Origin of the sequence: Zeimonas sediminis, from assembly GCF_023721795.1 — a bacterium.
Classification (GTDB): Bacteria; Pseudomonadota; Gammaproteobacteria; order Burkholderiales; family Burkholderiaceae_E; genus Zeimonas; species Zeimonas sediminis.
On record NZ_JAMQYE010000001.1, the window covers coordinates 1,736,603 to 1,762,017 of the forward strand.

Sequence of the window (25,415 nt, forward strand, 5' to 3'; positions counted from 1 at the left end):
CATTAATTTAATTAATGCTCTGCCCGCCTTGGCAGGGTCTCCTTCAGATGACTGACGAACGCATCGACGATGCGCGAGGAGGTCGCATTTCGTGGGCGCAACAGGAGCGCCCGTATCTCCACCGTCGGCTCGAGCGGCACCATCACCAGGCCTTCGAGCGGGCGCGCGAGGAACAGGGCGGTTTCCATTAGCGCGATCCCCGCACCATGGAGGGCAAGGGTGACCCCGGTCGCCGAAGTGCCGGTCTCGACCACGATATTCAAGGAGGCGTCCGAGGCACTCAAGACCCTGTCGACATGAGGTCGAAGGACAGCCTGGGAGAGATACGTGACGACAGGATATGGTCGAAGATCGCGCAACCTGAGCTTCCTGCGACGGGCAAGCGGGTGAGTCGCCGGCATGATGCAGCCGATGACCGCACGCATCACCTCGTCGACCCGTACCACAGCGCTCGAAGCAGGCTCGTAGGCGACACCCACGTCCACTTCACGGTTGATCACCCGGTCGAGCACTGCGGACGATGGCAGCGCCCGAAGGCTGACACGAACGCCCGGGCGCCGGGCCACGAAGGTCGCCACGGCCTTCGCGACAAAGCCGTCGCACAGCGGACCGGATGCAGCGATCGACAGGACGCCGCGGGAACCCCCTGCCAGGTCCTGACTGAGGCGTTCGAGGTCCGAGATGCGCCCGAAGATCTCGGCGACGTCAGGGAGCAATGCCTTGGCTTCCGGGGTAGGCTGCAAGCGACCGCCGCTGCGGTCGAAGAGCTTCATCTTCAGCCGACTCTCGAGCTGCTTCAACGCGATGCTAACGGCAGGCTGGGTGACGTTGAGGAGCCGGGCGGCCTCGGTGATCGAGTTGGTGCGCATGATCGCGTAGAAGACCTCGACATGGCGCAGGTTCATTGCGATCGATCTCCCGATTTCCAGAGGTAGTGCGAGATTCTAGCCAGCACCACAGCCGTGCCGTCCAGCGCATCCGGGAAACTGCCCTCACACTCTCTTGATGGCGACCTCGGCGGCAAGGATCACCGGGCAGCTCAGCGGCGTGGCCGATACCCCCATGGCCGCTCGAGCGTGCCGCCCGCGTTCGGGCCCAAAGATTTCGATGATCAGGTCCGAGCAGCCGTTGATCACGTTCGTCGTGCGATCGAAACCGGGGGCCGCCAGCACGAACCCGTCGACTCGGAGCCAGGCCACTATACGGTCCAGATCCCCGAGCTCGCGTGAAAGGCTGCCGAGCATCGACATCGTCGCGAGCTGCGCAGCCCGATTCGTCTCGTCGGCAGTGACCTCGGCGCCAACACGTCCGAACGGGCGATGCTGCCATCTCGCGCCTGCGGGCCATGACCGGCCACGCAGACCCGATCGCCGAAGGAACGAGTCCACGCAAAAGACAGCTTCACGCCGGGTGGCGAAATCACCGCCGGTGGGAGGAACAGGTCGAGTTCGTTCAGACGCTCTTCGACGACCATGATTTCCTCCCAAGGTCGATCGACATCGGTGTTACCCGTGCGGGCAGCGTTCGGCATCCGCACCCCGCCCCGCAATCTGGTGGGCCCCCTGGGAGTCGAACCCAGCACCAACGGATTATGAGACCAAATCAGACCGTCGGTGGGGGCTCGAAAGCCGAAGAAGCGCAACGGATTTTTCGGCGCCGCATCGCCGCGGGTCGAAAACCGAACGTATTCCGAACCTATCCTCGGGGTCGGTCGCGCTCCGAACCGGGAAGTCGAAGGGAATCAACGGAGTAGGCGGGGGCGGACCGAACCGATTCCGAACCGCGGGCCCGGCTCACCTCTCTGAGCACACGTCGCCCCCGTTCGTCCGCCTTGTCTAGTTCGCCCCGACAGAACAGCCATGCCGGGGCTCGGCGAGATGGGGCACCGACACCAGGGCATCAATCCGTTCTCAAGCCGGCTGCGGCGCACGCTCGATGACCATTGCAGGCATCGGCATCGCCGACCGCCGAGTCACCAACGCGTCAAGGATCCACGCCTTATGCGGCGTCAGCAGCAAAGGGTTGATCTCGATTTCGTCGAGTCCCGCGTCCATCACCGCTTCCTGCAGGATCTCGACCGCACGTGCGAGTTCGGAGATCGCCAAAGCTGGGCGACCTCTGAACGGTCCGAACAACGACGCGCAGCGCAAGTCGGCAAGCACTAGGCCCAGATCTCCGCTAGAAAGCCGGCCAATGTGCACCGCATAGTCCCGATCCACCTCGATCTGCACTCCGCCGCGACCGACAACGGTGACAAGCCCCATCAGTGGATCACGGCGAACCGTCACGAACAGCTCGACTCCTTCGGCGGATAAGCGCTCCTCGACCAGGACCCCGTCGATCTTCGCCTCTGGCCTGTGTCGGAAAACATCGGACAAGATCTGATGAAATGCGGCCACCACCTCGCCTGGCTCGGCACTGCAAGGCACGACGCCACCGACTTCGCTCTTGTGAGGCACGTCGGGTGACACGATCTTGAGAACGAGTCGACCGCCGACGGCAGTCGCGGCCACTACAGCGGCCTCCGCATCGGTGCAGACCGACCCGCGGGGGATATCAGCTCCCTTCTCCCGCAACCAAGCCTTCACCGCGGCTTCCGTAGCTAGCGACACGCCCGCATCCGCATCACTGAACTCGTTGCCATCCCGCCCCTCGAAGCGCGGCTTCGCGGACGCCCTGGACATCGCTGCAAGGGCTTCGCCCGCCTGCCCGAGATCACGAAACGCGACCAACGATCGACTCCGACTGAGCGCCGCCCACTCGGCATCGGTTGCCGCTTCCCAGATCACCCAGATCGGACAATCGATCTCGTCCGCCATCCGCTCCATGATGGAGATCTTCTCGAGTCCGCCCATCAGGGTCGGCGAACTCGTGAACATGTAGACCACCAGGTGGTTGAATGCGGGGTTGGAAATCAGGCCGCGCAATGAGGACTCGAAGCTCGCCGCGTCGAATACAGCGGGCCCCATGTCCAGCGGATTGGAGGGGGACAGGAAACCAGGCAGTTGCTTACCGAGCAGGTCGCGTTGCGTCGCATCGAGCTTCGGCATCGACAACCCCAGCCGCTCAGAGTGATCCGCCCACAGAGCACAGGCCCCTCCTGAAATGCTCGCATATGCAACTCTCGGCTCACCGTCGGGCACTCGGCCCGTCAGCGCCTTCAGCGTCCACAGGAAGTGCTCCGACGACGAGCACAGGACGACCCCGAGTTGCCGGCACAGCGCGCGGAAAGCGTCTGCGTCCCCGCTCATCGACGCCGTGTGCGACGCCACGGCTTCCGCGCCACGGTTCGAAAGCCCGGAGCGCAAGACCGCGATCCGCTTCCCGGCGGCCCGGCACTTCATCGCGGCCTTCGCGAATCGCTGACCATCGTCCAGCCCTTCGAGATACAGGCCTATGACGTGCGTGCTCGGATCTTCGGCCAACCACTCCATCGCCTCCACCGGGGTGACATCGGCCGAGTTCCCGAACGTCCCCACGCAGCTGAACTCCAGCCCAACCTCTACCTGTCCGCGCACGGCAAGCGAGATGGCCATCGCCCCGCTCTGCGTAAGCAGGGCGACCTGACCGCCTCGGACCACGAAGCGCTCCGTCAGCTGCGACAGAGACATGGGCAGCCCCTCCGTGCAGTTGATCAGCCCTATCGATTGCGGCCCTACAATTCTCAGCCCATTCGTCCGGGCTCGCTCGACGACTTTGCGCTGGGTAGCCGCCCCGGTTGCGCCAGACTCCGCGAAGCCCGCCGCGAGAACGACGAGAAAGCCTGCACCGGCGGCGATTGCATCATCTACCAGGGACTCGATGCCCGCAGAAGGAGTTCTCGCGAGCACGACATCTGGCGATGCCGGCAAATCCCGCAGTGATCGATATACAGGCAAGCCATACAACTCCGGGTAACGAGAGCTGACTGGATATATTTCGCCAACCCACCCGGAGTGAACGAGATCCTGCAGGGTTCGGGTTCCCATCCGCGTGGGATCGTTCGGGCAGGCGCCGACGACTGCAATGCGCCTGGGGCGGAAGAGCCTTTCGAGTTGGTGCGTCATGATGTCAGCCCAGTCCCGTGCCGTCGGGGTCATAGCCCAACTTTCGAGAAAGTTCCTTTGCTATTCCGGAAAGAAACTTTCCGGCGTCGTGTAGACGCGCCTCTGTCATGCGGTCCGATGGCCCGAGGATCGCCAGCGCCGCGATGGCATGCGAACGTCCAACAAGTACTGGCGCGGCCGCGCCTGAGACGCCCTCGCGCCAGCCATCCCGATTTATCGCGTAGCCGGACGCGTGCACGGCCTGGATCTCGTCGCGCAAGCGATCGGGATCCGTGATCGTAGACGGGGTATGCGTCTTTACTCGTCGCAGAACGCGCCGCACTTCATCATCCGGCTGGTAAGCCAGCAAGGCCTTCCCGCTTGCAACGCAGTACGCCGGCGCTCGAAGGCCGGGCTCCGAGCTTGCACGGATCGGTGCGTTGTTCTCGATCTTGTCCAGATAGATGATCTCGGCGTTGTGATAAATCATGATGTGCGCCGACTCACCGGTTGCGCGAACGATGCGCTGCAGGAACGGCCTCGCGACCTCGGACAGGCGCAAGCGTGATACGACGCGTGAGCCAATCTCAAACATCTTGTAGTTGAGCTGATAGACCGGCCCCACGTCGAATCTCACCACGTAGCCCTGATCGACCAGCGTTGTCAGGATGCGGTGCACGTTGCTCTTCTGGTATCCGAGGTCACGTGCAAGATCCGAAACACCCCTGGGCGCTTCGCTCAGCGCGAGCATCTCCATGACCCTCAGGGACTTGACGAGCGACTTTTCCATCTTCTAGCGCCCTTGGCGATCGCCGCCCCTCGGAAGACGCCGTGCCATTTCCTCGCGCATCAGATGCTTCTGTGCCTTCCCGGTCACCGTCATCGGAAATGACTCCACAAACTCCACATGGCGAGGCACCTTGTAATGAGCCATTCGCTCCCGGCACCATTGCCTCAGAGAATCGGCATCCAGATTCGCACCGGGCTTCTTGCGAATCCAGGCACATACTTCCTCGCCGTAGCGCTCGTCAGGGACGCCGAAGACCTGGACCTCGGCGACGGCCTCATGCTGAAACAGCAGTTCCTCTATCTCGCGCGGGTAGATGTTCTCCCCACCACGAATGAGCATGTCCTTGATTCGTCCGACAACGCGGCAGTAGCCGGCTTCGTCAATCGAAGCGAGGTCGCCCGTGTGCATCCAGCCGTTCGCGTCGACGGCCTCGCTGGTGCGGTCCGCATCGCCCCAGTACCCGATCATCACGCTGTACCCTCGGGTCAGCAGCTCCCCCGTTTCGCCTCTGGAGACTGTGCGTCCAAGGGAGTCGACCACCTTCACTTCGACGTGAGGGTGAACCGTTCCAACTGTCTCGGCCCGGAGGGAAACTGGCGCGTCGATCTGCGTCTGGAAGCTCACAGGGCTCGTCTCGGTCATTCCGTAACAGATCGTGACCTCGGTCATCCCCAGCTCCCGCATAACCCGGCGCATGATCGCCTCAGGGCACGGCGCCCCGGCCATGATTCCGGTCCTCAGGCTCGCCAGGTGGCGTGGCTTATTGCCTTGCTCCTCCAGCAGTGCGATGAACATGGTCGGCACACCGTAAAGGGCCGTACAGTTTTCCGCCTCCGCGGTGTCCAGCACGGCGACCGGATCGAACCCTTCGCCCGATAGAACTACGGCGGCACCATGCGTCAGGGCACCCAGCACACCCATGACCAGACCGAAGCAGTGGTAGAGGGGGACGCACAGGCAGAGTCGATCCTCCGGCGAGAATCTCAGCGTCTCCCCGACGAAGAAGCCGTTGTTCAGGATGTTCCGATGCGAAAGGGTCGCCCCCTTCGGCGCTCCCGTTGTGCCACTGGTGAACTGGATATTGACCGGCTCGGCGGCGTCGGTCGCCTCGATCGCTTCACGGAGCGCGCGCTCCGACACCGAAGTTCCGGCTGCAAGCAGCGCCGCCCACGTCATCCATCCCGGCGAAATGGCGGGAATGTCATCGAGTGCGACGACTCTCTCCAGCTGGGGGAGTCGAGCGCTCTCGGCTCCCTGGGTAAGCGACGCTAGCATTTGATAGTAGTTCGAGCCCTTGTGAGCTCGCTGCGCAACGACGGCGCGACAGCCAGACAGCCTCAGAGCATGCAGCGCCTCCGGTTCTCGATACGCCGGATTGATTGTCACGAGTATCAAGCCGATTCGGCCCGCGGCGAGTAGCAGGAGCACCCATTCCGCACGATTCGCTGACCAGATCCCGATGCGGTCTCCCTTCTTGAGACCGATCGCGAGCAATCCGCGGCCGACCGCATCGACCTGCACGAGCAACTCACGATATGAGAGCCACAGCCCTTGAGCTGGGCAGATGAGCGCGTCGCGTTCACCGTATTCCTGGCATGTTCGATCGAGGAACAAGCCGATCGGCTCCTCGATCAGGGGAACGTCAGTTCGCCCCTGAACATGACTCGGCAACGACATCGAACTCGGCTCGCTCATTTCGTCCCTACCGTGCGCGCGCGTGATACTCACGATTAGCATGCATTCCCGTGCCGATCGCGAGGCGGTTAGACATCGCATAGAACGAGGCAGTCGCGACGATGTCCCAGATTGCCCGGTCGCTATAACCCACATTCCGAAGCGCCTGCCTGTCGTCTTCGCCAACCTCCTCGGGCTTGTCGCTCAGACGCACGCAGAAAGCGAGCATCGTCCGCTGCGCCGGCGTCAGATCGGCGATCCGGTGGTTCATGACGAGAGCCTCACCAAGCAGCGGGTCCCCGGAAAGCTCCCTTACCGCCTGCCCGTGAGAAACCAGGCAATAGTGGCAGCGGTTACGCGCCGAAACCGTTGTCGCGATCATCTCTCTCTCGAGTCGCGTCAACTCCGAGTCCGCCAGCATCACGTTGTTGTAGAAGTCGGCGAAAAGCCGAAGCTTGGACGGATCGAAAGCATGCGCGACCAGGACGTTGGGGACGAATCCAAGCTTCGCCTCGCACTTGGCGAAGTACGCAAGCAAGTCCGCCGGCATGGTGTCCGCGTCAATATCCGGAAGCGCAAGCGCAGTGACCGTACTGGGTTGGGGACGGTTTGGCATGATCGGGTCAACTCCCAGTGAATTTCGGCGCCCTTCGGGAGACGAAGGCGTCCTTTCCTTCCGCGAAATCGCGGCTCTCGATCATCTCGCGAACGCGCTCCATCGTTCGAAGAGCATGCACCGTTGGGCTGTCCGGCAGGACATGATGATCGACACTCTCTTTCAGCCAACGAACAACAAGCGGGGCAGCATCGGCGATGTCAGTTGCATACTGCATCGCGGTGTCCACGAGCTCAGGCGATGGAACGACAGCATTGACGAGCCCCATCGACAAGGCGCGCTGCGCGGGCACCGGCTTCGCCCTGAGCATCACCTCCATAGCGAGCTTGTGAGGTATCCGCGCCGCCAGGCCGCTGATCAATCCGTATGCCAATCCGACGCGAGGCTCGGAGTAAAGCATCTGGGCATCGTCGGCCGCGATGCAAAGGTCCGCGGCCTGTACCAGAGCCATGCCGACTCCCACGGCGTAGCCCTGCACTGCGGCAATGACCGGCTTCGACACCGGCACGGCAACGCCGGGAACTCCTTGCCATACATCTGCGGGCATGGCTTTCAGATCCGCGCCAACGGTGAAGTGTTTGGACCGTCCACCCGTCACCACCGCCACGCGCTGCTCGCTTGCCTCGAACCTGCGCCACGCTTCGCACAGCGCCGTTACCATCGCGTCGTCGAAGGCATTGTGGGCCTCCGGCCTGTCGATGATGATGCGCGCCACCGCGCCCACGTTTTCGTAGAGGATCGACATTTTCTGAGGCTCGGGTTCATTGACTCTTCAGGTCAGCCTTCTGGATCAGCTCGCCCCAGCGCGCCGTTTCACGCGCGAGGAACGCCCCCCACTGCCCCGGCGCCATCGCCTCCGGTTCGAAGCCACGCTCGATCAACTGTCGCTTGATCTCCGGATCAGACAGTGCGTTGTTGATGCCGACATTGAGCCGCTCGATCACATCTGCGGGGGTGCCCGCGGGGGCCATCACACCGAACCATGCCGTGGCCTCGAAGCCCGGCAGAATGCGCCCGACCGGCGCGAGATCCGGAAAGACCGCCGACACCTGCTCGCTCGCGACCCCCAGGAATCGGATCTTTCCGGCCTGCTGCATCCCCTTAAGTGCGAGCTGGCTGTCGAGGAGCATGTCGATTCTCCCAGCGGCAAGATCGGTAGCCGCCGCGGCGCCGCCTTTGTACGGCACCAAGACGAGCTTCCCCCCTGTCAGCTGGGAGAACAGTTCGCCGCCGAGATGCGAAGCTCCGCCTGTTGCGGACGAGCCGTAGCTAAGCTTGCCCGGGTTCTTGCGGGCATCGTTGATCAGCTCGCCTACGTCCTGGTGTCCTCCAGCCGGCACGGCAAGCAACAGGGGAACTTTTCCGAGAAACGCCACTGCCGCAAAGCTCTTCTCGCTGTCATAGGGAAGGTTCTGCATCAACCAGGGATTGATCGCATGGCTGGTGTAGTTCATCAGAAGGGTATAGCCGTCGGGTGCAGCACCGGCTACCGAGCGTGAGGCGATCGAGCCGCTTCCGCCAGCCCGGTTCTCAACGATGACCGGCTGCCCGAGCGAGGTGCTCAGGTGCGCGCTGATCGTTCGAACGACAGTGTCCGCTGTGCCTCCCGGAGGTGCCGGCACCACGATCGTCACCGGCTTGGTCGGGAAAGCCATCGCTGTGCCGCAAGCAGCGGCGAGCAAGACGCCGGCGAATGCTCGGGAAAGAAAGTTTTTCATCACGTTGTCTCCACGTCCTGATTCTGGAACGCCGTTCCATCAAACGACGGGCGCAGTTTGGCCGCCGATGACTCGGGATGGCAACGTGAAAATTTGGAACACTAACCTGCAGCACAGGCTGATCGGAAGAAGCCGACGCTTGCCGGGCGCCCCGGCCTGTCGAGTCAGCGCGTCACAGTGCTCTCAACCCCTAGCGGGACGAGACCCTCTGGACCTACTACTTAGCCTTGGCATGGTCGTACTTCGAACGGTCTTATGTCGACAGCCAGCTACACGATGCCCGGGGGCACAGAGGGGAGTCGCCAAACCTCGGAAAGCGCAAGCGCTTCACACAGTTGCCAGCCGGGCTTGAACTTCGCGCTTCCCAACGCCTCGCAAGCTCGCCAGCTTCTCCACCTGCTCAGGGCGTGGCTTCGTCACCCCTCGCTCCCAGTTGTAGATTGTCTGGGTCGATACGCCCATCATTTTCGCCAGAGCGGCAGCCGAAAGCCCAAGGCGCTTGCGCGTTGGCGCAAGGCCCTTCGGAACGAACCGAACCTGCTTTGGAGCGGATCCTGCCGGCGTCCCTTTCTCATCTCTCTTCACCCCTCGCTCCAGTACCCCCACCTGGCGCTTGAGTGCGATCACTTCCGCCTTGAGCTTCGCGATCTCCCGATGCTGCAGCGCCAAGGCGCTCTTCGACTTCAGCAGACTTGCCCGGATCTCCTTTCGGGCAAGACGCGTGATCTCTTCTCTCAGGGCCTTCGCGATGTTTGGCATGCATGCACCTTCGACGTAGCGAAGGGGCATTATGGGCACCAGGCAACAAGCGCCGCAATCAAAGAACTCAACTCGGGCAAAGATGTCTGTGCACCCTACGCCGCAAACAGCCTAGGCAGTCGCCTGCGGCACTCCGGTAATGCAAACGGGCACGTTCCCCTGCTCGACGAGCGCCCGGTTAACGGCTGAGGCAAACCCGCTAGCCGACAGCTTCTTCTCGGCCAGAAAGCCGAAATGCGCACTGTCAGCATTCAGGACCACGTCTCGTGCGCGCAGCCGACTGGCCAATTCGATTGCCGGCTTCTCTTCCTTGGAGGGGAACATTCGTTGGACTCGCCCAGGAAGGGCAGAGAAAGCCTTGCTGCCCACCGAGGTCGCTTGCGTGCGGAGGTCATCCAGCCAATCAATACCCTTATTGGTCCCATTCACGAAGTCGAGAGTCGCAACGAGTTCGCGGGTCGGCAACTCGTTTACAAGGCTGGCGTCGAGCAACCGCTGGGGATCATCGCCGAGCATCAGTCGGCCGCAATGCCGACGAGCCAGCGTTCGCCAAGCCTCGTAGTTCCGCATCAATTCTTCGTGCGCCGCCTCTCGCATTCCCAGTTCATTGGTCGCAAGGGCCGCGCCCATGAAGGACAAGGCGAAATACTCGTCAACCCCCTCGACCTCGCCAATGCTCTCCGCATCTGCCCACAAGTCTCGGTAGTAGTGCGTGAGCATGGTGAACGTCGACTTAGCCTGCATCAGGAGATCGTGTCGCACCCGCTCATCCTGGGCCGTTTCTGCCTGCCGAAGATAATCGATCGCTGCCAGGAGCTGGGCTCTCTGCTGGCTCTGAATGAGCGCCCGAATTTTCGCGACTTGCTTTTGTAGGGCATTGAGCTTGGCGTCTATCTTGCTAAGCCGTTGGCTCAGATACGCGAAGCCTGCTATCGACGTGACAAGCCCCAGGCCTGAGAGCGCCGTGGTCGCCATCGACAGCGAAAGGACCTTGTCGACCGTCTGCTGCAACACCTGAACGTCTCGGCTCAGCATGTACATCTGCCCAACATTGACGACCGAGCCGACGGCAGCCATAGCCGGAAGGGCCATGGCAGCAGCCGGTCCAACCGCAGTGGTCAGAGCGGCGGCGCCAGGTATCAGAGACGCCAACGACGCTGCACCCGCCGGCTGCGCCAAGTGGGCCACGATCTGCCCTAAGCCATTGCGAACGACCCCACCGTGGGCAGTGAGGCTCCCGTTCAACAGGCCTACGGCGAGATGCCCAGGAATTTCCCGGGCCACTGTCAACCCCAACTCCGAGAGCATCGCTCGTCTCCTCTTTGTATGTTTTCCGGCTTACGCAGTCTACGACCGAGAATGGCGCCGCCAATCATTCAAATAATGAAATACGAAACGGCCCCGGATAACCGCCCCACCTGCTCTGCCGAGGCCAGCCCGTGGAATCCCGCCCCAGACGGCAGCGGCCCCCGAGCAATCGTCATTTCCGAATCACAGCCGTCCCCGTTCGATTTCCTTTCTCGTCATAGATCTTGATCACCTGATTCGGCCAGTACATCGTGTCACTGACCGACGTCGGCTCGGTGTAGGCCGAGGCACACCCGGCCAGCAGGCCCACTAGAAGAGCCGAGAGACAGGCAGTTCGCATATGAAGTTCTCCACGGGTTCCATCAGGTAGCGGCGGCAAAGCCGGCGGTCGGAGGCGTCAGGTCAACGCACCTTCGGCGCGGTCAGATAATCGGCCAGCCCCCTTTCCATCTCCGCCTGCAACCCGTCCGGACTGATGATGCGTATGTACGGAATCCAGTACCGCACCACGGGCACGATCTGGTTTGGATGCCCCACGACGGCGGACACGATCAGGCCGCCGTCGCCCAACTCCATCTGGATGACCTGGTTGGCGATCAACTTGCGGCGCTTGAAATAGCCCGAGACCTCGCTGGAGATCTTCAGCACGATCTCGGTCCGGTCCTCGGTGAACCAGATGCCGTCTTCTTTCGCCAGCGTCTCGTCCACCGACGGATCGGGCTCGAACGCATCCTCCGACACCAGCAGACCGTCGATCCGGGTGAAGGCGAAGGTCTTCAACTTGCCCGCGTCGCGGGCGGCCAGGTACCAGATGCCCTTGAGGTTCAGCAGCTTGTACGGCTCGAGGTCGCGATAGGCCTTCGAGACTTCGCCCTTCAGGTAGCGAAAGCCGACTCGCCGATGCCCGACGATCGCTCGCTCCAACTCGCGGAACTGGGCCTCCTTTCCCGAGAGGTCCTCATAGTTGTGCCCCTTCACCAGCAGCGCCGACTGGATCTGGCTGTCGAAGATGTCCCGCAGGAAGTCGTCCGAGAACGACGGAAACAGACCCCGGACGCCGGCCAGCGAGGCGAAGCGTTCAATGTCCCGTGTGCTGAGCTTGCCGAGGAAGGTGGCGTCTAACCGATAGCGTCCATTGACCTTCGTGATCGGCAGGTAGGCGAAGCGTTCGTTCAGGTCGCGCTGGATGGTCCGGAGGTTGACGCCGAACTCGGCCGCGAGGTCGCCCGGATCGAGGCTCTCGCCCTGGTTGAGCTTGACCAGGATCTGGGCCAGCCGATAGACGAGCGTGTCGTGATTACGTTGGTCCAAGAGCATGATCCCCCTGTTGCCCCGCAGATGACGGTCGAGTGCCGCATTGGTCAGGGCAGCTTGCGCAGTCTGCCCGGCCGATTCCGGATCGGCCAGAACTTGCGGATCAAGAATACGATCCCGAGCACCGTGGCCGCCATCACGATCACGAAGAGCGCGTAGGACAGCAGTTTCACGGTGACGGACATCGCGCCGAACTGTGTGAAGAACAGGGCCGAGAAGCCGAACAACACAGCGATCCAGAACATGGGGTTCTCCTGGTGGATGACGGGTGGGCAGTCAGGTTGCCGTGGCAGCGCGACAGGTGATGTCGTTTCTTCAGGGGGTCCCCGAACCGGGGGTAGATCCCGCTACCTAGAGAGGGCAGGCGTAACGTCGGCGAGCGCGTCAGGTTTTCAGGATTTCAGTTCGCCAGACCTTCAGCGCCCCAGCCCCGGGGCCACCCCCGCCCGACCGTCGCCCGACCTGGCCCGCAGGCGCGCCGCCGGGACGAGGCATGGGGTCGCCATCCCCCGCCCCGAACGACGCCCCTCGGGCCCACTACGCCACCTGAGCGGGCACCCCCGGCCGCGGCTGCTGCCCGTCCGCCCCGCCCTCACCCGGGGGCATCGGGTCGGCAGGCATGCCCTCGGCCTGCGGCACCTTCATCGAGGCCTTGATGATGACGGACGCACTGTTGGCGGCGTCCTGCAGCGACTTCGAGCTCAGGTGCGCATAGCGGGTGGTCACCGACGGATCGCTGTGGCCGAGGACCTGCTGAACCTCATACAGGCTCCGGCCCGCGTTGACCAACAGCGAGGCGTACTGATGCCGGAGGTCATGGACCCGAAGGTGCGGCAGACCCGCCTCCTTGCGCAGCTTCTCCCAGACCTTATGGATTGTGGTGTAGGGCCTGCCCATCGAGCCGTCTTCGTTCTTCCAGCGGTGATTGATGAAGACGTGCTCGAACTTGCCCTCGGTCTCGACCTCATCGAGGACCTCCAGCGCACTGTCGTTCAGCGGCACCGAGCGCATGCGCTTGGACTTGGAGTTCGTCGCCGGGATGCGCCAAACGCGGTTGGCCCGATCGATCTGGTCCCAGGTGGCCGTAAGCGCCTCGCTAAGCCTTGCCCCGGTCGACAGCAAGAACAGCGCGATCTGGCAAACACCGCGGGCGCTATCGGTTCGGAGGACTTCCAACAGGGCCGCGAGCTGCTCTGCGTTCAGGTAGTTCTCGACCTGGTTGTCGACGCGCAGCAGCGGAATACGCTCAGCCGGGTTCTTGTCGACCAGGTCCCAGGACACCGCCAAATTGAAGCATCGCTTAATCAGCCGAAGGTGGTGATCGGCCGATGCCGGGGACAGGCCATCATCGAGCAGGCTGGTGTGAAATTGCTGAATCTCGTGGCGCGAGATTTGGTTAAGCCGTCGCCCGCCGAACTTCGGCTGAATGCGCAGGCGATGAAGCTGCTCGTCACGTGCCCAACTGCGCTTTCGGGGCTTCACATAGGGTAGATAGTGAGCTTCAAAGAACTCGTCCCAGGTGATGACAGCCTTTTGGGCCTTGACCTGGCCGCGAGGGTCAGCCCCCAGGGCGATCTCGGCCTTAAGCTGCCTGGCCTTCTTACGGGCGTCGAGCAGGGCAATCTCGACCGTGCGGCCGATTTTCTGGTGACATGTCTTGCCAGTCGCGTCCTTGTATCGAAGGTAGTACGTCCCTTGGCCAGGGGCCGTCGCGCGCACCTCGACGTACAGGCCGGGGACGTCGCTATCGCAGTATTCAATGCGTGTCTTGCCGGACGGGCACTGCAGCTGGCCGGCGATGAACTCGGCCGTCAGTTTGATAACAGGCATGGCGCCTCCTTGAGTTCGAAAAAATGGGGGACGGAGCGGCGGGCACGCGCAGCGCGAAACCGACCGCCCCGGGGCGCTCACTTGAGCCTGTAATACTTCGGGTAGTTGTACTTGCGCTTCACGGGCACCAGGGCGACCGAGCCGCGATCGACCAGATCGCGCAGGCACATGCCGACCCGCCTCGCCGCCAGGGTCCCAAGGCATGCCCAGAAGGCCTCGCCGCAGATCTGCCGGGCGGTATACGCCTTGCCCGGTTCGAGCATCGGGATCATGGCCTCCACCTGCCGACGCACCGCCTCGTAGAGCCGCCGGTGGACCCGGCCAAAGCGGCCGCCGAGCTCAAGCCAGTCGCCGCCGGTCGCAGCGCCGCGCGGGGGTCGATTACACATCGCCGCACCCTCCTGCCTGGTCCGTCTCCGGGGCCTCGGTCGCCGGCCCAGCCTCGCCGAGCAGCGCGAAGACCTTCGCCCCACGCTCGCGAACGACGAACTGCCACCGGTGTCGGGCGGGGTCAGCGCCCGTGTAGGCCTCAAGGATGCGGACCGCCTGGCGCTTGCTCACACCCGCGCGCTCGGCCACGGCATCGGCCAGGCGCATCTTCGTGTCGATGCCCTCGCGAACGCACGCCTGCACGTGGGCGATGAGGTCGGCGTCGCTGCGCTCGGCCTCGGTCCGCTTCAGGGTCAGCAACTCCGACTGATCAACCTCCTCGACCGAGGCGAGGAGCTCGTCGTAGGAAATGTCGGGTTCGATGCAATACCGATACGCGGCTTTGAGCGCGACGTTCCCGCGGCGCTTGATGTTTTCAAGCTCCACGACCCGCTCGGTGTCGCCGGGCGATGAATCAAGCGGTCGCAAGATGTGCACGCAGTCGGCATCGTCCCGGACATCGGTCGTGCCGGCAAACACTGGCTTCCCGTCAGAGCCCAGGTACTTGTTGGTGTGGGCCAACCCGACGATGGTGCCGCCCTTCACGATAAATTGTCGGGCGACCTTCATGAACGCACTGGCCCGCGATTTGTCCATCAGGTCGGTGAACTTCTTGAGCGTGTCGAGGATGACCACAACACCTCGCGCCTGGTCCTCAGCGGTCATCACGCGCAGCGTGTCCAGGAAGTTGGTCGAACTGAATTCGCGATAGCCGTCGACGAGCAGGTGGAAGCCGCACTCGTCCGCGATCCGCAGCTTTTCCAGCAGGCCCTGAGCGTGATCGTCAACGTTGATGTAGTACACGCGGGCTGGATCGACTCGGCCCAGGCGGGTGGCCTCCCTCAGGAGGTGCAACGTAAGCAGCGTCTTGCCGCCGTTCGGTGGCGCGTAGATCGCCGTGAACTGGCCGACCATCGCGATCCTCCCGAGCAGCGGGATCTGTTCGACAGCGTTGCGTTCAACCTCGCCAGCCCGGCCTCGCAACGAAAACTTATCGAGTGCCGTCGGGCGGGGCCGATCAGGGGCGCACTGCTTGCCGTCCTCGCCGAGGGCCATGTCGTCGACCGGCGCGAACGGCGGCTCGACAGCGGCCCAAACATTACCCGGCTCCACGCCCGTTGCCTCGACGATCTGCACCGGGGCGATCATCGGGCAGGGCGTGACATCGACTGGCGGGCGAACTCCCGATGCCAATCGGCGGTTGTGCTCGATGATCGCGGCGATCAAGTCCTGCCCCACCTCGGCCAGATCCGCGAGAGTCTGCGGCCCTGCCCCGAGGAGCCCTCGCCCCTCGCTGGGGGGCAGCGACAAGATGACACCCGCAGCCGCAATCCCAATATGGAGGGGAGGCCGTGACTGTTCACTCAACCAGTCGGACGTCGGGCGCGAACCGGGTGAACATCGAAACCAGTGGCGAATGCCAGTGGAACCGCCGTCGATCATGGTGGGGGTGATGCCGTGCGCCTCTTCAATCGCATCGAGGGCGCGCTGCGCATCGAGGGAACTCACCTCGAACACAACCAACTCGTCGCTGAGGACGACGCCGAAGTCGTGATCGGGGTGCTCGCGCCAATATGCGTCGACCGCATCAGCCGACAGTTGATCGAGCCAAGCCGACGCACCCCCGGTGCTCAGCTCACCACGGCCAATAGGGATCACACTAAAGCCCGCGCCGAGCCAGCGCAGGGCAGCTTCGGCGCGAGACTCGAAGGCCGGCGCGGCTGAAGCGGGGGAAAGGGTAAGACTCGGGTCGATCGGCGCAATGCCCGACCCGGAGCCGACGAGGTTGCTCGTCATGGCTACTCCACAAGTGCAGGTTCTTGAATGCCGCCGGAGTCCTGACCGGTCAGCCCGCACTTGCGGAATAATGAGACTAGGGTGCCGAAGAAGTTGCTCGCCGCGGCGTCGGTCAGGTCCGAGTGCTCGCCGCGTCGGCAGGCCTCAGTTTACCCGCGCCCCCGGGGCCGTCGTCAAGTGCGGCGCGCGCTGCTGCCAGTGCCGAGGCGACAGCTTCCCCGCCGCCGCTGCGACGGCCCGCGCCCCCGAAAATCTGAAAACCTGCGAACCTGGCCCGGCCGACTCGGTGCGCCGCCAACGGCGACATCGCCCGGTCCAGCGCGAGCCCAGGTTTTCAGGTTTTCAGTTTCCCAGCCCGCCGCCGGGCGTCAGTCGATCGCCTGCAGGATCGCCCCAGCCTCCGCGTGCTCGAACATGAGCTCCCGCAACAGGTGGTACTGCCGCGCACAGGTCTCGGCGAAGACCTCGGGCCCACCGAACGACAGGTGGCTATAGGCATAAAGGCACGCCGTGATGCCCAGCGCATCGGCCGACATCGCGCCGTCGAAGCCGTTCGGGCTGACCACGCGCATCGCCTGCTCGGACTCCGGCGCCATGTAGAACGCACCGTTGCTCAGCGCGTACATCGCCCAGAGGCCACCGGTGTAGTCCGGCGACAACTGCTCGGCCATCGTGAAGATGACCGGCTCCAGGCACATCGGGAACTGCACGCCGAACAGCGCCGCCGGGTGACGGACACGCTGACCCTCGTCGAGGGCCATAACTGCTATTGCCGGGCTCGCTTGCATCGTGATTTCTCCTTGATTGAATGGGTTGCCCTCCCCTGCTCCCTATCCACGTGACATCGCCTCCGCAGCAAAGCGGATCGCGTGATCGAATCGGGGGAACAGTCGGGAGGGGTGAAGCGGAAGGAACTGCGGTGTGCTGCGGGGGTACTTCGTGGGTGCTGCGGGGGGTGCTTCGTGGGTACTGCTGGGAACGGCGAACTGCGGGGCCTACATGACCTGCCGTGGTGAGAACATCGCGACCGACATTGCGTCGATGCCGCGTGGCGGGTGGTGCTAGTGCGCGAAGCGGTCGGCCGCCTCGTCCGCGGGGATACGCGCAAGCTGCAGCGCGCGATCGTTCACCGCACCGGCGAACAGCGCATCAGGGACATCGAGGGCCAGCACCGCTGCGATCGCATCGGGAAGGCGGTCCTGGAAGTCCAGGTGGTCAAGGTCGAGCATGGCTATCTCCTTCGGTTGTTGAAGACCCAGGCCGTGAGGCAAAGGGCAAGGACGACGAGCATCGGAATCGGCTGCACCCAGAACAGCAGCGCAGCCAAGGCGAGAAGCGCCCAGTCCAGAAGGCCGAAGGCCAGGCTGGCGAGCGCGAGGACGGACAGGCTGAGAGCGATCAGCGTCAAGCAGACCTCCGGGTTGGGGTGATAGGGAGAGGGGCGCGTCCAGGAAGGGCACGACGCGTGAGACGGGAGAGGGACAGGGAAAGGGGGGTCGGTATAGGGTCGGTATTGCTTTTCGGCTTCATTGCAAAGCCGGAAACCCGTTACCGTTCAAGGACTATGGAAACTCCAAGCGCCAGCACCAGCGGACACTGACTAGCTGGGAGTGCCAGCCGGAAGGAAGCGCTACTTCCTGGCGCGAGGCTTCCCCGCCGGGACAGGTTTTGTGGTGCCCGGCTTGGTGGTGGCGCCCGGCTTCGAGGCCTTGGCAGGCTTGGCGGCAGTCGGCTTAGGCAATGCCGCCGCAGGCTTCTTCGCTGCACCGGCCGGCAGCTTCTTCTTCGGGCTCAGCGGCGTGTCCATCATCGCCTCGACCTGCTTCTCGAAGGCCACGACGTTGCCGAGCTCCCAGCAGCGGCGTTTGGACGTCGACGGCTGCACCAGGCCCTCGTTCCTGAGCACCGCCATCAGGAAGCCCGGGGTGTTCGTGGACTTGCCGGTGAACAGCGTGTTCAGCACGCGCGAGGTGAACGGCCCGGCAGGCGGCAGGCGCTCGACGATGTCCGACAGCGGCACCCACTCTTCGCTGAAGAAGCCCCCGCCCGAGTTGGCGTGGATCTTCAGCTGGATCTCCGAACCCAGGATGCCGACGTGATAGGTCAGCTTCGACTTCCGGGTGATCGACGGGCAGGTCTCCACAGCAAGGACACGCACCTCGCCTTCGAGCACTGCGGTTGCAGTCTTGTCCTTCTTCATGGTCACTCCTTCAGGTTGATGGGATGGATCGCGAAGCCCTTCACAGGGGTTCCCTTCAAATAAGGTGGTCGGATTTGCGCAGTGGCTCGATGAAACTTATGGCCCCCGGGTGTGCACGCAGGACATCCGCCAGGTCGACCATGCGCACATCGACTGCGCCAAGCTCAGCCAACTGAAGCTGCGCACGTTCGACGTCGGCGGTCAGTGCCCAACGGGTCTCACCGCCCAAGGTCATCTGCAGCGCGGTCACGCCAAGCAGCGCCCCGGGGTGTCGCTGCAGCAGCATCAGGAGGGCCAGGCGCTCGGCATCCACGCGGGAATGACCGGCGTCGAACTCGACGATCCCGGCGCGCTCCTCGAACCACTCCCGATCGTTCTCGTCCAGGCGCGTCACAAGGTCAGCCACCAGGGCATCAAGGGGTTGTTGCATTCGGTCTCCGGAAATGAGAACGCCACCTCGATGGGTGGCGCTCAGGGGTTAAGGGAGAGGGGTCGTGGCGGCTTAGGGTGCAGCGGTCGCATAGGTCTCGCAGAAGTTGAGCAGCTCGGCGCTGATGCCGTCCTGCTTGGGGATGAAGATGACGATGCCGAAGTCACCGTCGCCGGGGACGATCACAAGCTCGTAGAACCCGGGGTGCTCCTCCAGGATTTCAAAGCCCGGGGTGAACCCGTCGTCGCCGAAGCGGGTGCCGTCCCAGGGGTCCCGGAGGATTACGCAGCCGAGTGCCTGCTCCAGCTGCTCAACGGTGTCGCCTGGCTCGACCACGACGACGGGGCCGTGAAGGTCCGGGTCGTAGTCCTCGCCGTCGGTCATGTCGGCGATGCGCTGCTGGGCGATCGGGAGGATGTCGGGAAAGGCCGCGGGGACTTCGGGATCATGCAAAACGAGCATGTATTGACCTCCGTTTGTCGTATTGGAATGGGCCAGGCTTGACCCGGAATTGCCTTGTCGGAAAACTCCTAGAGGGAAAGCAAACACCGACCGACCTGGACCGGCTGGCCTTGAAGCAATGCGTGGGTGGGCGGAGAACGCTGCCGCACAGGGGGAGACACGAATGATCTCGGAAGGACTCATCCGGACCTATTTCGAAGCTGATCGCTCCGCGGTGAAACAGCGGTACGACCTGCTTTTCCCTGCCGCCTCGAAACGCGCGGCCCTGAGCGGCATTGAAGCCAAGGCGCCGAGCAAGAAGAGATCGGGGAGTTCGGCGGCCCAAGACCTTCCCCCCGCCGAGCCGATGGAACCGCTCCCCGAGGGCGCGTCATTGCGCGATCTCACGAAGGCGGTCTTGCGAAACCTCGGGAGGATGCTGCACTTGCCAAAGGAGAGCACGGAAGAGTTGCAGAGTGCGAGCCTTGAACTTGGGATCTTTGACACTGGCGCGCTCGTGCATTTCCTAAACGAACTCAATGGAAATGGCACGACGAACGAGTACGTTCTTGAGGGGCTCACGCTCCTCCTTGGCCCGAAGCTCGCGACTGCGATCGTTCACAACTGGGCGCCGCTCGCCTGCTTTCCCGTTGACACCGATTTGCCTTATCCGCGCCTGAAAGCGCAGTTCCGGGCGGCGGGGATTGAATACGACGACGGCGAGCAGCATCTGACAGCAAGCGTCTTAATCAACATCTCTTACGCTGTTAGTGACTATCTCCAGAAACACAAGCTTGAACCCTGGCAGGTTTGGGCCCTCGTCTACGACCTAGGGCCGCGGCTCTTGCCTGAGCAGCGCCCATTCCCGACGGATCCGCCCCCAAGAATTTGGCTAACAGCCGCCGGCCCCGAAAACTACGCATCGGTCGACGCACATCAGCCAACGGATCGAGAGGTTTGGTCGGCGAACCCAAGAGCAAAGTACGGCGACTTGTTACTGATGTACTGTCGCGCTCCGAGATCTGCGATCGTCGGCGTCTATCGCTGCATGGCAGACGCCTACCGCGACCCGCTCAATCAATATTGGACCGGTGTGTGGACGGAGATCGGGGAGAAGCTGCCCCTTCCGTACATCACCTTCGCGGAAATGCGAAGTGATCCAATTCTCAAGAACTGGGCGATGGTCAAAATGCAGTTTCAGGGGCTAATGAAGCATGCAATCCCAGACGAGTACTGGAAGCGACTGCAGGAGATGGTCGCCGCCAAGGACGCCAACGCGGGAGCACTGCTATCTGCCTATGCAGCCTCGGCCACTGGCGTCCGTCTGTTGCGCACATCCCCAGGGGAGATGACGGAGAAGGACTTCGAAGACACCGTCCTGCTTCCACTCCTCGGTCGGCTCGGTTGGCAGCTCGGGAAGTCATTGGATCGGCAAATCGAGATGCCGATCAAGGTTGGTTCCGGCCGCCCCATCCTCGCCCGCGCTGACATCGTGGGCTACAAAGGGCCCCTGGGCTCAGACGTCGCAATTGTGATCGAAAGCAAGCGATCGATCCGAAACTCGGCGGAGTTGGAGCAGGCGATGCTTCAAGCGGAGTCCTACGCGGGCAGACTCCGATGCACCCGGTTCGCTGTCGCTGCGCCCGAAGGGATCTGGGTGTACGAAATGTCGTTCCCGAGCCAGAGCCGCGCCCTGACGGATCAGCCTGTTCCTCTGGAGGAAAAAAGCGTCGGCCGCCTTCGTGAGTTGCTCGGGCGGCGCAATGGCTGACCTGGCAACTCTGAACCCATGTTCTGCGATTAGGAATCACTGCAGATTGAGACGCTTCCTCGGTTGGCAGGCGCCTCTCCCGAGGTCAATCACAGGCTCGGATTCGTTCTCGCTCGGAGGCTGCTGAATGAAGGTTGAAACAGCCTGGGTTTCACCACCGCAAGCGATCGGCGGTCTCGATCATCTCGGCACACAAGCTCCGTGCATCTTGGTCTACGGTCAGTTGCTGCCTGGGATCACCAACGTCACCGATCGCGCGCGTTATTACTCGTTCTATCCCTGGCTGATTTGGTCATTTGACCAACGGTACGCCAAAGACGACGAGGCGCGATTCGTGGAGTTCTTCCGTCGCGCAGATTGCCTGTTCACACTTATCTCCGAGCGTCACGCCCGAAAGACCGACGGCATCAACGAGCGACACGGCGTCGCGATGGTCGGGAGAAACCAACTGACGCCGGCACTGGATCGCCTGGAGAAGGGCGAGCCCATGGTCCTTTCGAAATACACATCGCAAGAGTCGCCTCAGCGCTATTTCAAGAATCCGTTAGGCGGTCTTTCCCAGTATTACGCGGGGACCTTGAGCGAACTGCAGCTGATGGATGCCTCTACCAAGCCGTGGATCAAGTACACGAAGGAGTTGGGCGCACCTCTAGCTCAGCAGGTGGAGTCGCATATCAACGCCAACCGGTTCTGGCAGGTGGTCGAGAGCGACAGCGTCACGGCTGAAGACCTTGACTCCTTAAGTGACCTGTGTGCGTGCCAGCTGCCTCGCAGCGCCGATGAGCGCAATACGCTTGTCGATCTATTTTTCGATCGAACCAACTCTCACGCACAAGAAGGGCTTCAGCGCAGACGCTCACTTGGGCTCATTCTGCATCTGGCCCGTTCGCTCCCAAAGGATCATGACCTAACGGAATCAGTTTTTCGGGCATGCACGTATTCGGGAGCGCTGCCAGGGCGCACCCCCTGGACGGTGCCCGAGGCATTGCGCCACACACTGGCCTGTTGGACGGTATATCAACGAAACGATCTGCTGTCTGTGGCTTGTCAGACGATATTTGGGTTGTCGCTTCGTGAACTGGACACCCAAGACGCCGCTCAGAGGATCGCCCATGGGTCGATCGAATCCTTCGCTGAAGCCTTCTCCAAGAGCATGCCTGTTTCGGCCGTCGCCCGAAGCCTGAACGCCAATTTGATGGGCGATTTCCTAGACCAGCTCACCAAGTCCATGCCCCCCGTCGACTTCTGGGAACATGAGGAGCATGAGGTACAGGTTGCGCTCCGAATGTTGGCCGCCTGGCCTCAAGGCGACGATCTCCAGGGGATGCTCAGACGAGCGGTGACCGTCCTGGCCTTGTTGGCCTGCCGCGACGACGCCTCTCTACCGCCTTACGGCGATGTCGCCATGCCACCCGAAGCGCTCGCTGACTATCCGATCAACTTGGCGAGTTTTAGAGCCCGGGTTGCAGCGTGGCGACCCATGAATTTTTCGGCGTTCATCGCCGATCTCGTTACGTGGTGCCTTAGTACACATCTGCGAGTTGCGCTGCGCAAGCTGAGGCACTCTGGGCGGTCGACCTTCCACCTGCGACCTTCCGAGCGCGGCCTGGAAGTTGTTGGCGAAATACCGCCACCGGCTGCGACCACTCCGCGCTTCCGTCAGGCGGTTCAGATTCTGCGCGATATTGGTGCTCTAACTCGCGACGCGTCACCGCCGAGCCGCCAGACCAGGCCATCGAGCCTCGGGATATCGCTGATGGCGGAATCGAGTGTTTGAACCCGTTTCAATCCTCGATGTCATCAAACGCGGTGGCTACGAGGCGTCACTGCTCACAACGTTCAACGCTACCCTGCCGTTCTACGAGGAGGTTCTCCTACGAAAACTCGTGGGAGCAGGATGCCGTCACAACGTTGTGCTAATGGATCGCTCTCAGTGCGCCATTTCGTGGTCCAGCGAAATGACAAGGCCGAGGCTGGCCGGTCACGCCTATACCCTGCTACCGATCGGCGCACCAGGAGCCTTTCATCCGAAGCTGTGCATCCTTGTCGGCCCCAAGAAAGCCTCAGTCTTGATCGGGAGCCACAATCTGACCCTCTCCGGGTTCGGCTTTAACCGCGAGGTCACCAACTGGATTGAGGTGAGCGGCCCCAAAGACACAGAGGGCGGGGCATTGCTGGCAGACGCATGGCGGATGGCGAGTCAATGGATCGAGATGGAGCGCGGGAAGACCTCTGACCATATGATTGGGGCTGCCCTCGCGCTCGCCAATTTCATCAGTCCTCTCGTCGTCAATGCTGAGCGGTCAAAACGCGCCTTTGCTCTGACTCACACTCCTCTCGGGCCGCCGCTGTTCGATCAGATTTCCGACAGCATCTCATTCGACGTACGCCGCATCGCGATAGTTGGCGCCTTCTTCGACAAGGAGTTTGGCTTTATCGATGCGGTCGGTAAGCGCTGGCCGAAAGCGCAAGTTGTTGTGGGCGTCGATCCGGACTCAGTGCAAATGCTTGCGGCTCCGCCCAGCGGCTCGACCTGCTACGTGGACGTCCGGAAGTTGTGGCCAGAGCAGCATCGTTACATGCACGCCAAGATGCTTTGGTTCGATTCGGGCGGCGATAGCGGCGCCTTTGTAAGTGGTAGCGCGAACCCGAGTCGGCCTGCTTGGATGGGACCACCCACATCGAGCAACGTGGAGGCTGTCCTACTGCGGCTCGGTCGCGACGCGCACGAGGCCGCCGAGTCGCTCGGCTTACTCGGCATCTTTGATCTGGATAAGTTGGACCCTAGCCTATTCAAAGGCATCGCGATACGGAGCGCCACGGAGATTCCTTCGACTGACTCTGCGCCGGTTCCCCTGTGGACTGGGATCGCAAGCGGTCAATCCAGCGAGATACGCATCGGCAGACGAGGCAGCAAGGCGAAAGTCGATCTTGTCATCTTGTTCAACGCCAGCATGGAAACGCTCGGTGAGATTGGCAGCCCACAGGCAATCGAAGACGATCTGATCATCGTGTTCGCGGACGACATCGCGCGCGTCCGATCCTGCCTGCTCTACGCGAACGGCGCCTTGGTCGCTCGCGCCATGATTCATCATCCGGAGCTAGTATCCGCGTCCTCGCAATCCTCGCGACAACATCAGATTCGGACCGCGCTGAGCGGCCTCGGCTCATCCGAGGGGGACATCTCCAAGGTTATCGCGTCGGTAGAGCGCGTCATCTTTTCGGATGAGACGCAGAAGGAGATGGAGGCGGTCCTTCGGGAGGCCAAGGCGAAGCACCCGGACAAACCCAAAACCCCGGGGCCTGAATCGCTTGCCGTCAGCACAGCCGATTTGCCGAAAGAGAAGAAGAAGATTCGCCTCTTGAAGTCTGGCGACCTTGCGTACTTACTCGACGTCCTGCTGCACCACCTCAAAGAGGGGTTGGACCGCCCGCCCCCCGGGGTCGACGCCAGCGGGCTCACTGAAGAAGGACTAGTTGGCACGGAGGGAAGCGAAGTGGAACGACCTGCCGAGCCGATCCTTCCACCGACGAGCCTGAGCGACTCTGATGTTGCCCGTGCAGTTTGTCGCCGGGCCCGAGCATTGACCCGGCGGATGGTGGATCAACTCCGGTTAGCTAGTTCCGATCACTCCCGCAGAGCATCATCGCTCCTGCAGCTCATCGCCGTCCTTGCGCTCGTGCGTGAGCTGCGACACCTCGACAAGACGCCGCGCTGGAAGGCTACAGGTCAGCTACTGGTGGAAGAGAAGGATCGTCGATACCTCCTGGACGAATCCCTGACGTACCTCCTTGGTTCATCTTCACGCATGCTCGCGGAGCTCGACAGCGGCGACGTCGATACCGAGGAGGGCGCCCAATTGAGGGTTCTGCTTGTTTGGTTGGCCTGGGATCTGGGCGAGGAGCTGACGGAGCAGATCGGGCGACACTGGGATACTAGCGAGCAGCAGGCCAAGCTCCGCGCCAACGCGACGTTCTTGAAACTGCTGCCCCCAATTGCGGAGGACGCTGCCGCCCGGGCCGAACTCGAGCAGAGCATTTCCCGAACGGTGCGCCAAACCCCTGAAGCCTCGCTCCGCGCAAGCAAGTGGCTGCAGAGCCATCTGCAATACGGCGCCGCATGGGCACGAGGCGTTTGCAGCGATGATGTCCTTCAAGTCGGAGGGTATTGCCGTGTCCCCGGCGTCGTGGAGGAACCCCGTATCGTCCTTGCAGTCACCGAAGGCATGGTCGACTTCTGGGACTACGACAAGAAGCGGAGTTTCTCGCGCGACCGGGTCGTCGCTGTCGCGCCCGCCTAGCTAACACATACC

General features: G+C 62.6%; 24 protein-coding genes. 3 read left to right on the top strand and 21 right to left on the bottom strand.

The annotated features are described in order from the left end of the window. Positions 1-11: 11 nt before the first annotated feature. The 21 genes from M6I34_RS08105 to M6I34_RS08205 all read right to left on the bottom strand — a co-directional run bounded on the left by M6I34_RS08105 (position 12) and on the right by M6I34_RS08205 (position 19,352). Entirely contained in the window at positions 12-905 is an 894-nt protein-coding gene (locus tag M6I34_RS08105; protein WP_272485189.1) for a LysR family transcriptional regulator, read from the bottom strand. A gap of 87 nt (positions 906-992) precedes the next feature. Further along, the gene (locus tag M6I34_RS08110; RefSeq protein ID WP_272485190.1) at positions 993-1,388 is read right to left on the bottom strand and encodes a RidA family protein; all 396 of its coding nucleotides are present in this window, start codon (positions 1,386-1,388) and stop codon (positions 993-995) included. Positions 1,389-1,910: 522 nt separating this feature from the next. Continuing rightward, positions 1,911-4,046, bottom strand: coding sequence for an acetate--CoA ligase family protein (locus M6I34_RS08115; RefSeq protein ID WP_272485191.1), 2,136 nt, complete (start codon positions 4,044-4,046; stop codon positions 1,911-1,913). Between the two features lie 4 nt (positions 4,047-4,050). Then, positions 4,051-4,815, bottom strand: a complete 765-nt coding sequence (locus tag M6I34_RS08120; protein ID WP_272485192.1) for an IclR family transcriptional regulator — start codon at positions 4,813-4,815, stop codon at positions 4,051-4,053. A gap of 3 nt (positions 4,816-4,818) precedes the next feature. Next, the gene (locus M6I34_RS08125; RefSeq protein WP_272485193.1) at positions 4,819-6,510 is read right to left on the bottom strand and encodes an AMP-binding protein; all 1,692 of its coding nucleotides are present in this window, start codon (positions 6,508-6,510) and stop codon (positions 4,819-4,821) included. A gap of 7 nt (positions 6,511-6,517) precedes the next feature. Further along, positions 6,518-7,105, bottom strand: a complete 588-nt coding sequence (locus M6I34_RS08130; protein ID WP_272485194.1) for a peroxidase-related enzyme — start codon at positions 7,103-7,105, stop codon at positions 6,518-6,520. Positions 7,106-7,112: 7 nt separating this feature from the next. Beyond that, the gene (locus tag M6I34_RS08135) at positions 7,113-7,850 is read right to left on the bottom strand and encodes an enoyl-CoA hydratase/isomerase family protein (RefSeq protein ID WP_272485195.1); all 738 of its coding nucleotides are present in this window, start codon (positions 7,848-7,850) and stop codon (positions 7,113-7,115) included. 16 nt (positions 7,851-7,866) lie between these two features. Continuing rightward, positions 7,867-8,823, bottom strand: a complete 957-nt coding sequence (locus M6I34_RS08140; RefSeq protein ID WP_272485196.1) for a tripartite tricarboxylate transporter substrate-binding protein — start codon at positions 8,821-8,823, stop codon at positions 7,867-7,869. Positions 8,824-9,150: 327 nt separating this feature from the next. Then, positions 9,151-9,582 (bottom strand): helix-turn-helix transcriptional regulator, encoded by a 432-nt coding sequence (locus tag M6I34_RS08145; protein ID WP_272485197.1) that lies wholly within the window; start codon positions 9,580-9,582, stop codon positions 9,151-9,153. 111 nt (positions 9,583-9,693) lie between these two features. After that, on the bottom strand, positions 9,694-10,890 hold the full coding sequence (locus M6I34_RS08150; protein ID WP_272485198.1) for a hypothetical protein: 1,197 nt from the start codon (positions 10,888-10,890) through the stop codon (positions 9,694-9,696). A 402-nt stretch (positions 10,891-11,292) separates the two neighbouring features. Continuing rightward, complete coding sequence (locus M6I34_RS08155) at positions 11,293-12,201, bottom strand: helix-turn-helix transcriptional regulator (RefSeq protein ID WP_272485199.1); 909 nt, start codon at positions 12,199-12,201, stop codon at positions 11,293-11,295. A 50-nt stretch (positions 12,202-12,251) separates the two neighbouring features. Next, positions 12,252-12,449 (bottom strand): hypothetical protein, encoded by a 198-nt coding sequence (locus M6I34_RS08160; RefSeq protein ID WP_272485200.1) that lies wholly within the window; start codon positions 12,447-12,449, stop codon positions 12,252-12,254. A gap of 292 nt (positions 12,450-12,741) precedes the next feature. After that, positions 12,742-14,034: a site-specific integrase gene (locus tag M6I34_RS08165; RefSeq protein WP_272485201.1), complete on the bottom strand. Its 1,293-nt coding sequence runs from the start codon at positions 14,032-14,034 to the stop codon at positions 12,742-12,744. Positions 14,035-14,111: 77 nt separating this feature from the next. Continuing rightward, positions 14,112-14,423 carry a hypothetical protein gene (locus tag M6I34_RS08170; RefSeq protein ID WP_272485202.1) on the bottom strand — a complete coding sequence of 104 codons (312 nt, stop codon included), beginning with the start codon at positions 14,421-14,423 and terminating at the stop codon, positions 14,112-14,114. Beyond that, positions 14,416-16,260 (bottom strand): AAA family ATPase, encoded by a 1,845-nt coding sequence (locus M6I34_RS08175; RefSeq protein WP_272485203.1) that lies wholly within the window; start codon positions 16,258-16,260, stop codon positions 14,416-14,418. Before M6I34_RS08175 ends, M6I34_RS08170 begins: the two co-directional genes overlap by 8 nt. Positions 16,261-16,628: 368 nt before the next feature. Next, positions 16,629-17,021, bottom strand: coding sequence for an antirestriction protein (locus M6I34_RS08180; RefSeq protein ID WP_272485204.1), 393 nt, complete (start codon positions 17,019-17,021; stop codon positions 16,629-16,631). Between the two features lie 300 nt (positions 17,022-17,321). Further along, entirely contained in the window at positions 17,322-17,489 is a 168-nt protein-coding gene (locus M6I34_RS08185) for a hypothetical protein (protein WP_272485205.1), read from the bottom strand. A gap of 2 nt (positions 17,490-17,491) precedes the next feature. After that, the gene (locus M6I34_RS08190; protein ID WP_272485206.1) at positions 17,492-17,668 is read right to left on the bottom strand and encodes a hypothetical protein; all 177 of its coding nucleotides are present in this window, start codon (positions 17,666-17,668) and stop codon (positions 17,492-17,494) included. A 222-nt stretch (positions 17,669-17,890) separates the two neighbouring features. After that, a complete protein-coding gene (locus M6I34_RS08195) occupies positions 17,891-18,460 on the bottom strand; it encodes a hypothetical protein (RefSeq protein ID WP_272485207.1) in 570 nt (189 codons plus the stop codon). A gap of 55 nt (positions 18,461-18,515) precedes the next feature. Continuing rightward, positions 18,516-18,890: a hypothetical protein gene (locus tag M6I34_RS08200; RefSeq protein WP_272485208.1), complete on the bottom strand. Its 375-nt coding sequence runs from the start codon at positions 18,888-18,890 to the stop codon at positions 18,516-18,518. Positions 18,891-18,962: 72 nt separating this feature from the next. After that, complete coding sequence (locus M6I34_RS08205) at positions 18,963-19,352, bottom strand: hypothetical protein (RefSeq protein WP_272485209.1); 390 nt, start codon at positions 19,350-19,352, stop codon at positions 18,963-18,965. A gap of 163 nt (positions 19,353-19,515) precedes the next feature. Here M6I34_RS08205 and M6I34_RS08210 point away from each other — a divergent pair, with 163 nt between their 5' ends. The 3 genes from M6I34_RS08210 to M6I34_RS08220 all read left to right on the top strand — a co-directional run bounded on the left by M6I34_RS08210 (position 19,516) and on the right by M6I34_RS08220 (position 25,403). Next, positions 19,516-21,102, top strand: coding sequence for an EVE domain-containing protein (locus M6I34_RS08210; protein WP_272485210.1), 1,587 nt, complete (start codon positions 19,516-19,518; stop codon positions 21,100-21,102). A gap of 127 nt (positions 21,103-21,229) precedes the next feature. Then, entirely contained in the window at positions 21,230-22,879 is a 1,650-nt protein-coding gene (locus tag M6I34_RS08215) for a hypothetical protein (RefSeq protein WP_272485211.1), read from the top strand. Then, positions 22,872-25,403 carry a phospholipase D-like domain-containing protein gene (locus tag M6I34_RS08220; RefSeq protein WP_272485212.1) on the top strand — a complete coding sequence of 844 codons (2,532 nt, stop codon included), beginning with the start codon at positions 22,872-22,874 and terminating at the stop codon, positions 25,401-25,403. Before M6I34_RS08215 ends, M6I34_RS08220 begins: the two co-directional genes overlap by 8 nt. Positions 25,404-25,415 lie beyond the last annotated feature (12 nt).

What these genes read in the sequence shown, in the direction of transcription:
- M6I34_RS08105 (WP_272485189.1), bottom strand. Translation starts at nt 905, where the DNA reads ATGAACCTGCGCCATGTCGAGGTCTTCTACGCGATCATGCGCACCAAC.
- M6I34_RS08115 (WP_272485191.1), bottom strand. Translation starts at nt 4,046, where the DNA reads ATGACGCACCAACTCGAAAGGCTCTTCCGCCCCAGGCGCATTGCAGTC.
- M6I34_RS08120 (WP_272485192.1), bottom strand. Translation starts at nt 4,815, where the DNA reads ATGGAAAAGTCGCTCGTCAAGTCCCTGAGGGTCATGGAGATGCTCGCG.
- M6I34_RS08125 (WP_272485193.1), bottom strand. Translation starts at nt 6,510, where the DNA reads ATGAGCGAGCCGAGTTCGATGTCGTTGCCGAGTCATGTTCAGGGGCGA.
- M6I34_RS08130 (WP_272485194.1), bottom strand. Translation starts at nt 7,105, where the DNA reads ATGCCAAACCGTCCCCAACCCAGTACGGTCACTGCGCTTGCGCTTCCG.
- M6I34_RS08135 (WP_272485195.1), bottom strand. Translation starts at nt 7,850, where the DNA reads ATGTCGATCCTCTACGAAAACGTGGGCGCGGTGGCGCGCATCATCATC.
- M6I34_RS08140 (WP_272485196.1), bottom strand. Translation starts at nt 8,823, where the DNA reads ATGAAAAACTTTCTTTCCCGAGCATTCGCCGGCGTCTTGCTCGCCGCT.
- M6I34_RS08145 (WP_272485197.1), bottom strand. Translation starts at nt 9,582, where the DNA reads ATGCCAAACATCGCGAAGGCCCTGAGAGAAGAGATCACGCGTCTTGCC.
- M6I34_RS08150 (WP_272485198.1), bottom strand. Translation starts at nt 10,890, where the DNA reads ATGCTCTCGGAGTTGGGGTTGACAGTGGCCCGGGAAATTCCTGGGCAT.
- M6I34_RS08160 (WP_272485200.1), bottom strand. Translation starts at nt 12,449, where the DNA reads ATGTTCTGGATCGCTGTGTTGTTCGGCTTCTCGGCCCTGTTCTTCACA.
- M6I34_RS08165 (WP_272485201.1), bottom strand. Translation starts at nt 14,034, where the DNA reads ATGCCTGTTATCAAACTGACGGCCGAGTTCATCGCCGGCCAGCTGCAG.
- M6I34_RS08170 (WP_272485202.1), bottom strand. Translation starts at nt 14,423, where the DNA reads ATGTGTAATCGACCCCCGCGCGGCGCTGCGACCGGCGGCGACTGGCTT.
- M6I34_RS08175 (WP_272485203.1), bottom strand. Translation starts at nt 16,260, where the DNA reads ATGACGAGCAACCTCGTCGGCTCCGGGTCGGGCATTGCGCCGATCGAC.
- M6I34_RS08180 (WP_272485204.1), bottom strand. Translation starts at nt 17,021, where the DNA reads ATGGCCCTCGACGAGGGTCAGCGTGTCCGTCACCCGGCGGCGCTGTTC.
- M6I34_RS08185 (WP_272485205.1), bottom strand. Translation starts at nt 17,489, where the DNA reads ATGCTCGACCTTGACCACCTGGACTTCCAGGACCGCCTTCCCGATGCG.
- M6I34_RS08195 (WP_272485207.1), bottom strand. Translation starts at nt 18,460, where the DNA reads ATGAAGAAGGACAAGACTGCAACCGCAGTGCTCGAAGGCGAGGTGCGT.
- M6I34_RS08200 (WP_272485208.1), bottom strand. Translation starts at nt 18,890, where the DNA reads ATGCAACAACCCCTTGATGCCCTGGTGGCTGACCTTGTGACGCGCCTG.
- M6I34_RS08205 (WP_272485209.1), bottom strand. Translation starts at nt 19,352, where the DNA reads ATGCTCGTTTTGCATGATCCCGAAGTCCCCGCGGCCTTTCCCGACATC.
- M6I34_RS08210 (WP_272485210.1), top strand. Translation starts at nt 19,516, where the DNA reads ATGATCTCGGAAGGACTCATCCGGACCTATTTCGAAGCTGATCGCTCC.
- M6I34_RS08215 (WP_272485211.1), top strand. Translation starts at nt 21,230, where the DNA reads ATGAAGGTTGAAACAGCCTGGGTTTCACCACCGCAAGCGATCGGCGGT.